The 10,266-nt window shown below is 71.2% G+C and carries 11 protein-coding genes; 4 read left to right on the top strand and 7 right to left on the bottom strand.

Annotation, left to right across the window (positions count from 1 at the left end; genetic code table 11):
• Positions 1-36: 36 nt before the first annotated feature.
• The gene (gene metX / locus RR3_RS21435) at positions 37-1,137 is read left to right on the top strand and encodes a homoserine O-acetyltransferase MetX (RefSeq protein ID WP_017679626.1); all 1,101 of its coding nucleotides are present in this window, start codon (positions 37-39) and stop codon (positions 1,135-1,137) included.
• Positions 1,138-1,173: 36 nt separating this feature from the next.
• Here the strand turns inward: metX and RR3_RS21430 are convergent, their stop codons facing one another.
• Positions 1,174-1,476 (bottom strand): DUF3017 domain-containing protein, encoded by a 303-nt coding sequence (locus tag RR3_RS21430; RefSeq protein ID WP_010595525.1) that lies wholly within the window; start codon positions 1,474-1,476, stop codon positions 1,174-1,176.
• A gap of 4 nt (positions 1,477-1,480) precedes the next feature.
• A complete protein-coding gene (locus tag RR3_RS21425) occupies positions 1,481-2,335 on the bottom strand; it encodes a bifunctional methylenetetrahydrofolate dehydrogenase/methenyltetrahydrofolate cyclohydrolase (protein WP_190242314.1) in 855 nt (284 codons plus the stop codon).
• Between the two features lie 163 nt (positions 2,336-2,498).
• Here RR3_RS21425 and RR3_RS21420 point away from each other — a divergent pair, with 163 nt between their 5' ends.
• The 3 genes from RR3_RS21420 to RR3_RS21410 all read left to right on the top strand — a co-directional run bounded on the left by RR3_RS21420 (position 2,499) and on the right by RR3_RS21410 (position 4,039).
• Positions 2,499-2,963 (top strand): tRNA (cytidine(34)-2'-O)-methyltransferase, encoded by a 465-nt coding sequence (locus tag RR3_RS21420; protein WP_026137509.1) that lies wholly within the window; start codon positions 2,499-2,501, stop codon positions 2,961-2,963.
• Between the two features lie 124 nt (positions 2,964-3,087).
• Positions 3,088-3,609 carry an isopentenyl-diphosphate Delta-isomerase gene (gene idi / locus RR3_RS21415; RefSeq protein WP_040272413.1) on the top strand — a complete coding sequence of 174 codons (522 nt, stop codon included), beginning with the start codon at positions 3,088-3,090 and terminating at the stop codon, positions 3,607-3,609.
• 229 nt (positions 3,610-3,838) lie between these two features.
• The gene (locus RR3_RS21410) at positions 3,839-4,039 is read left to right on the top strand and encodes a hypothetical protein (RefSeq protein ID WP_010595529.1); all 201 of its coding nucleotides are present in this window, start codon (positions 3,839-3,841) and stop codon (positions 4,037-4,039) included.
• 35 nt (positions 4,040-4,074) lie between these two features.
• Here RR3_RS21410 and RR3_RS21405 read toward each other — a convergent pair whose 3' ends face one another.
• The 5 genes from RR3_RS21405 to RR3_RS21385 form a co-directional block, all read right to left on the bottom strand.
• Complete coding sequence (locus RR3_RS21405) at positions 4,075-4,383, bottom strand: rhodanese-like domain-containing protein (RefSeq protein WP_010595530.1); 309 nt, start codon at positions 4,381-4,383, stop codon at positions 4,075-4,077.
• Positions 4,376-5,215: a DUF4349 domain-containing protein gene (locus RR3_RS21400; RefSeq protein WP_010595531.1), complete on the bottom strand. Its 840-nt coding sequence runs from the start codon at positions 5,213-5,215 to the stop codon at positions 4,376-4,378. Before RR3_RS21400 ends, RR3_RS21405 begins: the two co-directional genes overlap by 8 nt.
• 11 nt (positions 5,216-5,226) lie before the next feature.
• Positions 5,227-8,487: an error-prone DNA polymerase gene (locus tag RR3_RS21395; protein WP_048773455.1), complete on the bottom strand. Its 3,261-nt coding sequence runs from the start codon at positions 8,485-8,487 to the stop codon at positions 5,227-5,229.
• Between the two features lie 77 nt (positions 8,488-8,564).
• Positions 8,565-9,428 carry an RNA polymerase sigma-70 factor gene (locus RR3_RS21390; RefSeq protein ID WP_010595533.1) on the bottom strand — a complete coding sequence of 288 codons (864 nt, stop codon included), beginning with the start codon at positions 9,426-9,428 and terminating at the stop codon, positions 8,565-8,567.
• Entirely contained in the window at positions 9,425-10,003 is a 579-nt protein-coding gene (locus RR3_RS21385) for a carboxymuconolactone decarboxylase family protein (protein ID WP_040272407.1), read from the bottom strand. The genes RR3_RS21390 and RR3_RS21385 overlap by 4 nt, the downstream gene beginning before the upstream one ends.
• Between the last annotated feature and the right edge of the window lie 263 nt (positions 10,004-10,266).

Below are 10,266 nucleotides of genomic sequence, written 5' to 3'. Positions count from 1 at the left end.
GGTCGCGTCTTGACGGCGCGCGTCGACCGGCGCCACGTGGAACTGCCGCCGGAGGACGGCCGTCTCGGGACCGTCGACATCGGGCCGCTGACGCTCGAGTCCGGCGCCACCCTGCCCGACGTGACGGTGGCTGTGCAGCGTTGGGGCCGGCTGTCGCCGTCACGCGACAACGTCGTCCTCGTCGAACACGCCCTCACCGGGGACTCGCACGTGACCGGGCCGGCCGGAGCCGAACATCCGTCGCCCGGCTGGTGGACCGGGATGGTCGGTCCGGGCGCGCCGATCGACACCGACACGTGGTGCGTCGTGGCGACGAACGTGCTGGGCGGCTGCCGCGGCACCACCGGACCGGGTTCGCCCGCCCCGGACGGCAAGGCGTGGGGCTCCCGGTTCCCCGGCATCACGGTGCGCGACCAGGTCGCCGCCGAGGTCGCGCTCGCCGATGCGCTCGGCATCGACAGGTTGGCGGCCGTGACCGGCGGGTCCATGGGCGGCATGCGGACGCTCGAATGGATCATCGGGTATCCGGAACGGGTGCAGGCGGCCCTCGTCCTTGCCGTCGGGGCCCGCGCCACCGCCGACCAGATCGGCACCCAGACCACGCAGATCGCCGCCATCACCGCCGACCCGGACTGGCAGGGCGGGGACTACTACGGAACCGGACGTGTGCCGCGGACCGGGCTGGGCATCGCACGGCGGATCGCGCACCTGACCTACCGGACCGAGGGCGAACTCGACACCCGCTTCGCGAACTCCCCCCAGGGAAGCGAAAACCCCTGGAACGGAGGGCGATACGCGGTACAGAGCTACCTGGAGCACCAGGCCGACAAACTCGTCGCGCGGTTCGACCCCGGTACGTACGTCGCGCTCACCCAGGCCATGAATCGGCACGACGTCGGACACGGGCGGGGCGGTGTGGCCGCGGCACTCGGCTCCACCCCGGTACCGACGATCGTCGCCGGTGTGGATTCCGACCGCCTGTATCCGCTGCGCCTGCAACAGGAGATCGCCGACGGCCTGCCGGGCTGCGACGGGCTGCGCGTCCTCGAGTCCCGGGACGGTCACGACGGTTTCCTCACCGAGGCCGGCGCCGTCGCCAAACTCCTGACCGAGCTCGTCACCCTCGCACGAGGCTGAGGGCCGCGCGCCGCCGGGCCGCCGCGGCCCGGCGGCTCATCCGGTGCCGAGCGGATCGATCGAGACCGCCAGCGCGATGACGAGTCCGCCCACGACGAGGAGCGCGGACACGTCGAAGGCCCGGCTGCGCACGGCGAGCACCCCGACCTCGTCCTCGGGGACCCACAGGCGCAGCAGACCGGCGAGCAGGGTGGCGCTGCCGAAGACGAACGCGCCACGACGCCACCGGTCCGCCACCACGAGGATCACCGCCGCAGCGATGACGACCGTCACCGCCAGCAGCGGTAGGTTCCGCCGGGCCAGCCGCAACCAGCGCTCCGCGCCGGCCAGGTGCACCACGGGCTCAGCGGCCGGCGAGCTGTTCGGCTCGCTCGACCACGTTCGCCAGCAGGAACGCACGGGTCAGGGGTCCGACGCCACCGGGGTTGGGCGAGAGGAACCCGGCCACCTCGCCGACGTCGGCGGCCACGTCGCCGCGCAGGCCCTCCGGGGTCCGGCTCACCCCCACGTCCAGGACCGCCGCACCCGGCTTGACCATGTCCGCGGTGATCAGTCCCGGCACACCCGCAGCGGCGACGACGATGTCCGCACGCCGCACCTCCGCCGCGAGATCCTTCGTGCCGGTGTGGCAGAGGGTGACCGTCGCGTTCTCGCTGCGGCGGGTGAGCAACAACCCGATCGGGCGGCCGACGGTGACGCCGCGGCCCACCACCACCACGTGGGCACCCGCGATCGGGACCTCGTACCGGCGCAGCAGATGCACGATGCCGCGCGGCGTGCACGGCAGGGCCGCCTCCTTGCCGAGAACCAGGCGGCCGAGGTTGATCGGGTGCAGACCGTCGGCGTCCTTGTCGGGATCGATGCGCTCGAGGGCGGCGTTCTCGTCCAGGTGCTTCGGCAGCGGCAACTGCACGATGTAGCCGGTGCAGCCGGGGTCGGCGTTCAGCTCGTCGATCACCGCGTCGAGCTGCTCCTGCGTCGTGTCGGCGGGCAGGTCGCGGCGGATCGAGTTGATGCCGACCTTGGCGCAGTCGTTGTGCTTGCCGCGCACGTACGCCGCGGATCCCGGGTCGTCGCCGACGAGCACGGTGCCGAGCCCGGGGGTGATGCCCTTCGCCTTCAGCGCGGCCACGCGGGCCTTCAGGTCCTCGAAAATCTCGTCGCGGGTCGCTTTGCCGTCCAGGATCGTCGCAGTCACGACCACCATTGTCTCAGGTCGCCCGGCAACGTCGGACGCAGCCTCACCGGCGGAGGTGCTCGCGTACCCGGACAGCCGCGCGTCCGGCACCGCACGGCCGTCCGCCCCGGGCGTGGACGGTCCCCGGCGGCACCGCCGGAGGTGCGGCTGGCAAGCTGAATCGGTGTTCCGAGTGATGTTCTACGAGCCGCGCATCCCACCCAACACCGGTAATGCGATCCGCATGGTGGCCGGGACCGGCTGCGAGCTGCATCTGGTGGAGCCGCTCGGATTCGATCTCACCGAGCCGAAACTGCGGCGTGCGGGCCTGGACTACCACGATCTGGCGTCGGTGAGCGTGCACGAGGACCTCGAGGCCGCGTGGGCCGCGCTGCGGCCGGAGCGGGTGTACGCATTCACCGCACATGCGAGCGTGTCGTATGCCGCGCTCGAGTACCGGCCCGGCGACGTGTTCCTCTTCGGGCCGGAACCCACGGGACTGCCCGACGAGGTGCTCGCCGATCCCCACGTCACGACCCGGGTGCGGATTCCGATGCTGCCGGGCCGGCGCTCGCTGAACCTGTCGAACGCGGCGGCGGTGGTCACGTACGAGGCGTGGCGTCAGCACGGTTTCGCGGGGGCCGTCTGAACCGGCCGGGCAACGGACCCATCCACGCCGGGGACGGCCCCGAATCCCCTTCGACGCCGCGCGGAGCCTCGTCGTGGGGAAACGCCGCAACTGTGGGAACGTGGAACGGGGAGGTGGAGACGTCGTGACTCTTGTCGTGCTGGTCGACCGCGACGGTCGGGAAGTGGGAACGGCCGAGAAGGTGGCAGCCCACCGCCCTCCGGCTCCGCTGCATCGCGCATTCTCGGCGTTTCTGCTCGATGCCGACGGCAACGTCCTGCTGCAGCGCAGGAGCCTGGACAAATACCACTTCGCCGGCCTGTGGGCCAACAGCTGCTGCGGGCATCCGCTCCCGGGTGAGAGCGTGCTCGAGGCCGCGGCCCGGCGCAGCTGGGAGGAACTGGGTGTGCACCCGTCGGGCCTGCGAGAGGTGGCCTCGGTCGTCTACTCCGCCCACGATCCGGGTTCGTCGCTCATGGAGCACGAATTCGACCACGTCGTCGTCGGACGCGTGCACACGGCGCCCCGTCCCGTCCCGAGCGAGGTGGCCGAGGTGCGGTTCCAGTCCCTCACCGAGGTCGTGCGCGACGTGGAGCAGTCCCCCCAGGTGTTCGCGCCGTGGATGCCGCACGTCCTCGGCGCGGTGCTACCGTCGCTGGCCCGGTAGGCCGGCGGCTCCGTCCCGGGCGACGGCCCGGACGTCGATGTCCCGCCTCTCGTTGCGCTGCACGAAGAACGGACTCCGCATCGAATCGTTATACGTCGTTATCATTTCGTGATTTTCCCGCGTCGGCCGTGACACCGGCGCCGGGGACTCTCGGTATCCGGACCGATTCCGGGGCACCCGGCGACGCGCTCGCCGCCCGGCAGTCGGACGAACGACTCGGAGAACAGACATGGCGGCACCACATCTTCCCCACCGTCCGAAGAATCCGTCGGCACTGCTCGAGGATCCACACGCAGGCGTCGCCCTCACGGGCGTCCTCACGGTCGTGGGTGCGCTCGTCGCCGTGGCCATGGTCGGTTCCGCGCTGCTGGCCGTCGCCCTCGCCGCCATCGTGGCAGGCGCCGTGGCGATCGTCGCCGCCGCGATCTGACGGCAGGCCGGACGCTCCCGTGCGAGCGCGCCCGGTCAGACCCCGACTTCCACGTCGCGGCCGGACTGCTGCCAGGCCACGGTTCCGCCGGTCACCGACACGGCGTTGATGCCACGTCCGACCAGATAGCCGGCGGCCTGCGAACTGCGTCCACCGACCGCGCAGATCACGTAGACCGTGTCCGCGTCCGGAATCTCGTCGGCGCGGGCGACGAACTCGCTGAGCGGGATGAGCGTCACCCCGGGCACCCGCACCTGCAGGTACTCGTCGCGCTCACGGACGTCGATGACGGGGGCACCGGCGGCGAGCGCGGTGTCCAGGGTGGCCAGGCCGACCTCACGCATCCTGGTCGTTCCTCTCCGGGTTCGGGACTGGTTCCGGTCTGCCCCGCCGCGCGACGAGCCGGACGACCACGTAGACGACGGCTGCGCACACGGCGAGAAACCCCACCCACGGTAACGCGACCCCCAGAGCGACCACCGACCCGGCCAGCGCCGAGCGCAACGCACCCCATCCGGCGAGGACCCCGTCCACGAAACTGTCCCGGTCCGCCCGGCGCTCCGCCGAGATCTCCACGGTCAGCGTGGACAGCTCGATCTGGTCGGCGAGGTAGCGCTGCTGGGCGACGAGACCGTCGAGTTCGCTCTGACGCTGCGCCAGCGCGTTCTCTGCCTCGATGAGGTCGGCGGTGGTCGCGGCCGAGGCCATCAGCGCGCGCAACCGGTCCACCGACGACTGCAGGGCCGCGATCCGCGCCTCGAGATCGGTGTACTGGAGCGTGACGTCCTCGCGGGTGGTGGTCAGGCTGGTCACGTCGCCGAGCCCGCGGATGTCCTCGATCGTCCCGGTGAGCCGGTCCGCCGGCACCCGGACGGTCAGCACACTGGCGGCGCCCGGCTGCTCGGTGACCGAGTCCACCCGGCCGCCGGCCGCCTCGACGAGCGTCACCACCTGTCGTCCGGCAGCGACCGGATCGCCGGCACGCAGCACCAGGTGCCCGGTGACGATCTCCTTGCGCGAAGTGGGCTGCGCGTCCGCAGGTGCCGATTCGCGGGTGCCGTCGGACAGGGACGGCTGCGGTGGTGCGGCCGCGGTTCCGTCACCCGCCCCCTCGCCGCCTCCGGCGCATCCGGCGAGGAACAGCAGGGCGAGCAGGATCACCAGCGGGCGTCGCATGCCGCAGGATGCTAACGGAAGTCGCGGGACTTTCCGGTGATGCGCAGATCCATGCGCTGCAACCGGTCCGCGACCACCGTCACCGCTCCCTCCGCGTTCTGCACCCGTCCGCGTACCAGCAGCGCCGGTGCGGTGTGCGCGAGCGTGCGGTACCGCGCCCACAGCCCCACGGAACACACCACGTTCACCATCCCGGTCTCGTCCTCGAGGTTGAGGAAGGTCACGCCCTCGGCGGTCGCGGGTCGCTGCCGGTGCGTGACCGCGCCCCCCACGAGCACCCGCGCCCCGTCGGCGACCTGCAGCAGCTGCGCCGCCGGCACGACGCCGAGCGCGTCGAGCTGCGGGCGCAGGAACTGGGTGGGATAGCTGTCCGGGGAGATCCCCGTCGCCCACACGTCCGCGGCGGCCAGCTCGACATCGCTCATGCCGGGCAGTGCGGGGGCCTGCGTCGACGCGCCGACGCCGGGCAACCGGTCCGGCCGTTGCGCCGCAGCCGCGCTCGCCGACCACAGCGCCTCCCGGCGGGTGATACCGAGGCCCCCGAGGGCTCCCGCCGTGGCGAGGGCCTCGGCCTGGACGGTGCTCAGCTCGACCCGCCGGGACAGTTCCGGGAACGACGCGTAGGGGCCGTGCGCCGTGCGCTCGGCGACGATCCGTTCGGCGAGCGCGTCACCGAGGTGGCGGACCGCGCCGAGGCCGAGACGCACGTCCCGGCCGCGGTTCTCGGTGGTGGCCTGGGCGAGGCTCACGTTCACATCCGGTCCGTGGACCACGACACCGTGACGGCGGGCGTCGGCGACGAGGGACTGCGGGGAGTAGAACCCCATCGGCTGCGCGCGCAGCAGGCCCGCACAGAATGCCGCCGGATGATGCAGCTTGAACCACGCCGAATAGAACACCAGGGCCGCGAAGCTCTGCGAATGACTCTCGGGGAAACCGAAATTCGCGAAGGCATAGAGCTTTTCGTAGATGCGGTCGGCAACGTCGCCGGTGATGCCGTGCCGCTCGCGCATGCCGTCGTAGAGCCGGCCGCGCAGCCGTTCCATCTTCGCGGTCGAACGCTTGGCCCCCATCGCCCGGCGCAGCCGGTCGGCCTCGGCCGCCGTGAACCCGGCGGCGTCGACAGCCATCTGCATCAGCTGCTCCTGGAACAGCGGCACCCCGAGGGTGCGTTTCAGGGCCTTCTCGAGGCAGGGATGGTCGTAGGTGACGGGTTCGAGCCCGTTGCGGCGCCGGATGTACGGGTGCACGGACCCGCCCTGGATGGGACCCGGCCGGATGAGCGCCACCTCGACCACCAGGTCGTAGAAGACGCGTGGCTTCAAGCGCGGGAGGGTGGCCATCTGCGCGCGGGACTCGACCTGGAACACCCCGACGGCGTCGGCGCGGCGCAGCATCTCGTACACCCCTTCCTCCGCGAGATCGAGACGAGCGAGATCCACCGTGACTCCTTCGTGCTCGGCGACGAGGTCGATCATGTAGTGCAGCGCGGACAGCATGCCCAGTCCGAGCAGGTCGAACTTCACCAGTCCCGCGGCGGCACAGTCGTCCTTGTCCCACTGCAGCACGGTGCGGCCCGCCATCCGGGCCCATTCGACCGGGCACACGTCGGCGACGGGACGGTCGCAGATCACCATCCCGCCGGAATGGATGCCGAGGTGGCGCGGCAGTCCTTCGACCTGTGCGGCGAGTGCGAGGACGGACGGGGGGATGTCGGTGTCGGGCTCCTGTTCCACGCCGTGCCACCTGGTGACCTGGCGACTCCAGGCGTCCTGCTGGCCCTGCGCGTAGCCGAGGGCCCGCGCCATGTCGCGGACGGCGGACTTGCCGCGGTAGGTGACGACGTTGGCGACCTGAGCGGCGTGGGTCCGCCCGTACTTGGCGTAGACGTGCTGGATGGCCTCCTCCCGCCGGTCGGACTCGATGTCGATGTCGATGTCGGGGGGTCCGTCGCGTTCCGGGGACAGAAAGCGTTCGAAGAGCAGCTCGTTGCGGACCGGGTCGACGTTGGTGATGCCGATGGCGTAACAGACGGCGGAGTTGGCGGCCGAACCTCGCCCCTGGCAGAGGATGTCGTTGTCCTTGCAGAAGGTGACGATGTCGTGCACCACGAGGAAGTAGCCGGGAAAGTTCAGCCGGCCGATGACATCGAGTTCGTGCTCGATCTGCCGGTAGGCCGCCGGATCGTCCTCGGGGGTGCCGTAACGGTGCCGCGCCCCGTGCAGGGCGAGTTCGCGCAGCCGGCTGAGTTCGGTGTGCCCCTCGGGTACGTCGAACGGGGGCAGGTTCGGGGCGATGAGCCGCAGGTCGAACGCACAGTCCCGGGCGAGTTCGGCGGCCCGGCGGACCGCACCGGGGTGGGCGGCGAACAGGTGCGCCATCTCCGCGCCGGAACGCAGGTGGGCGCCCCCGGTCGGGAGGAGCCGGCCCGCGGCTTCGTCGAGACTCTGCCGGTCGTGGATGGCGGCCAGCGCTGTCGCCAGTCGCCGGCGGTCCGGCGTGGCGTAATGGGCCGCGGTGCTGGCGATGCACGAAAGACCTCGGCGATCGGCGAGTTCCGCGAGCAACGCGTTGCGTTCGCCGTCCTCGGGGAGGCCGTGGTGCGTGAGCTCGACCGTGACCCGGTCGGCGCCGAAGCGCTCGACGAGGTCGCACAGGGCCGTCTCGGCCGCCTCGGGGCCCCCGACCTCGAGGGCTCGGCGGACGTGCCCGCGGCGGCAGCCGGTGAGGATCTGCCAGTGCCCGCCGGCCGCATCGGTGAGCGCGTCGTAGTCGTAGCGCGGCCGGCCCTTCTCCCCACCGGTCAGATGCGCGGCGGCGATCTCGCGGGACAACCGCCGATACCCCTCCTGCCCGCGCGCGAGGACCAGGAGGTGCGTCTCGTCCGGCGCTCCGGCGGCGAGGGAGAGTTCGGCGCCGAACACGGTGCGCATCCCCAGTTCGCGGGCAGCTTCGGCGAAGCGCACGACGCCGTAGAGACCGTCGTGGTCGGTGAGCGCAACGGCTTCGAGGCCGAGACGCACCGCCTCCTCCACGAGTTCCTCGGGACCGGAAGCACCGTCGAGGAAGCTGAACGCCGAGTGGGCGTGCAGTTCGGCGTAGGGCACGACGGGCCCGTCGGGCGGCCGGACGCGCGGTTCGTACTCTCCGCGGGTGCGCGACCAGGCGGGACTGTCGCTGCCGTCACCGGGGAATTCCACGTCGCGCCGGGGCCGGCCCGACAACACGCGTTCGAGCTCCGACCAGGTCGGCGGCCCACTCCCCCAGCCCATCCCCGCACCGCCTTCGGCTCGACCGTCCTCGCTCATCGTACATATGTTCGAATTGCGCGGCCCGCCGGGCGGGACGGTCACCGCCGCAGTTCCGCCGACGTTCCCAGCCGCCCCAGCTTGTGGGGGTTGTTGACCGCGTAGAGGCGGGTGATCCGGCCGTCCTCGACCACCAGACTCACCGCAGCGGCTGCGCCCTCCACCTCGAAACGTGCGCCCGGCATCCCATTGAGCCAGGCACCGGCCGCCACGAAGCCCGGGGCCTGGGCGAGGCGGATCAGCAGCGCCGCCAGCTTCTCGGCTCCGGCGATCGGCTTCCGGGCCGCCGGCACCACCCCGCCGCCGTCGGCGATCGCCACCACGTCCGGGGCGAGCACCTCCATCAGGCCCTGCACATCGCCCGTCGCGAGGGCCGTCATGAACTTCTCGACCACCGCCAGCTGCTCGGCCGGCTCCACCCGCATCCGCGGTCGCCGCGCCGCGACGTGCCGGCGGGCACGGTGGGCGATCTGCCGGACCGCGGCCGGGGTCTTGCCCACCGCCTCGGCAATCTCGTCGTAGGGCGTATCGAACACCTCACGCAGGACGAACACTGCCCGCTCGACCGGACCGAGGGTCTCCAGCACGGTGAGCATCGCGATCGAGACGCTCTCGGCGAGTTCGGCGTCCTCGGCCACGTCGGGAGTCGTGAGCAGCGGCTCGGGCAGCCATTCCCCGACGTACTCCTCGCGTTGCCGCGCCAATGCCCGCAGCCGGTTGAGCGCCAGCCGGGTGACGATCCGCACCAGATAGGCCCGCGCGTCCCACACCTGCGTCCGGTCCACGTCCGCCCACCGCAGCCACGTCTCCTGGACGACGTCCTCGGCGTCGGCGGCAGAGCCGAGCATCTCGTAGGCGACGGTGAAGAGCAGGTTGCGGTGGGCGACGAACGGGTCGTCGGTCACGACTTCGACGCTACGGCGAGCGGCTCGAGATTGCAGGCGGCGGACAACCCCTGCGACTCGATGCCGAACGCGGTGTTGGAGCGGGTCATGAAGTTCGTCAGCGCGATGTAAGCGGTCAGCTCCACCATCGCGGCCGGGCCGAGTGCCTCCAGCAGCCGGGCCGACAATTCGTCGGTGACCGTCGGCGGCGTCTGCGTCATCGCCTCGGCGTACTCCATGACGTCGCGCTCCAGCGGCGTGAAGACATCCGACTCACGCCACCGTGGCACCTCACGCGCCTTCGCCACGTCCAACCCCTTGTTGTGGGCATGGAAGTAGCCGAGATCCAGGCAGAAACTGCACCCGACCAGGCTGGCCACCGCCATATGGGCGAACGACTTCAGGTTCTCGTCACACCGGTCCCACTTCTGGATCCGGCGACCGACCCCGAAGCCGAAGTTCAGCACCTTCCGGTTGTGCCACATCACCCCCACCCCCTCGGGCACGTCCCCGAGCATCTTCCGGGACATCCGCTCGACGAGCGCGCCGTAGATGCCGGTCAGCTCCGCCTTCGGGATCCTGGTGCTGCTGGTCATGATTCCTCCTTCGGTTGCTTGCTCTCTCGGCATGGAGACACCGGCCACGAATCGAATGTGACATTCGAGCCGGAATTCACCGGGCCGGAAATCGCTGCCGAGGACGGCTCCCGGCAGGGGACAGCCGTCGAGCACTCCGCCGGCGTGGGTGCCGCCAAAACCGGACGACTGGTTTTTCGGTGGTATGCTGGGAGCGCTTCCAGAGACAGACCTCCGGGACGTGCCTTGTGCCGCGGCACGGACGGGCCTCTGGTGGCACCGCA

This window comes from Rhodococcus ruber NBRC 15591 (assembly GCF_001894945.1).
GTDB classification, from domain to species: Bacteria; Actinomycetota; Actinomycetes; order Mycobacteriales; family Mycobacteriaceae; genus Rhodococcus; species Rhodococcus ruber.
Note: the sequence above shows the minus strand (reverse complement) of the source record. Positions and strands in the feature narration are given on the sequence as shown.

Bases quoted from the DNA above. Each gene is read 5' to 3' on its own strand.
- RR3_RS21410 (WP_010595529.1), top strand. From the start codon at position 3,839: ATGGCGGCACCACATCTTCCCCACCGTCCGAAGAATCCGTCGGCACTG.
- RR3_RS21405 (WP_010595530.1), bottom strand. From the start codon at position 4,383: ATGCGTGAGGTCGGCCTGGCCACCCTGGACACCGCGCTCGCCGCCGGT.
- RR3_RS21400 (WP_010595531.1), bottom strand. From the start codon at position 5,215: ATGCGACGCCCGCTGGTGATCCTGCTCGCCCTGCTGTTCCTCGCCGGA.
- RR3_RS21395 (WP_048773455.1), bottom strand. From the start codon at position 8,487: ATGGGCTGGGGGAGTGGGCCGCCGACCTGGTCGGAGCTCGAACGCGTG.
- RR3_RS21385 (WP_040272407.1), bottom strand. From the start codon at position 10,003: ATGACCAGCAGCACCAGGATCCCGAAGGCGGAGCTGACCGGCATCTAC.